This is a genomic window from Streptococcus suis (assembly GCF_002960425.1).
GTDB lineage: Bacteria > Bacillota > Bacilli > Lactobacillales > Streptococcaceae > Streptococcus > Streptococcus suis_S.
On sequence record NZ_POIZ01000086.1, the window covers coordinates 1 to 462 of the forward strand.

Annotated in this window: 1 protein-coding gene; it reads right to left on the reverse strand. The window is 35.9% G+C overall.

Annotated features, from left to right (window positions below; all coding sequences use genetic code 11):
- Positions 1-180 precede the first annotated feature (180 nt).
- The coding region (locus C1G57_RS09550) for a transposase (protein WP_153045630.1) at positions 181-462 on the reverse strand (282 nt) is incomplete at its 5' end.

Below are 462 nucleotides of genomic sequence, written 5' to 3' on the forward strand. Positions count from 1 at the left end.
TTTTTCTACCATTTGTCAAGTCCATCAAGGTATTTGACGAAAAATATTTTGAGTCTCGAAATCCAAATATGGAAATTATTTTATTTTGGACTAAAGTTTAGTGTAAAAAGTGTATACAAAAGCAACACCTTATGTTGAAATTTTTTGATAAGGTGTTACAATGATATTGCATAAACAGTTTTACCGATTTTGGGTAGAAGTATAATCGTAAAGCTTATTATGCGTAATGAGGTAATACATTGTCCGAATGAGACGGTGTATGGAGGCAATCGTGTGTGGCTTGGTTGAAGTCGTTTGCGATTGTCTTTTTCGTTTCTCATAAAAGTCTGCGATATGGCAAGGATTGGTGTGACTAGCTGAAGCGATATTGTGAATGCACTTGAACAGAATCTTTCTAGCGTAGGGATTGCCACGCTTGGTAATGTGTTCCTTAGCGATGAAGTTTCCAGATTCATAGTGTCT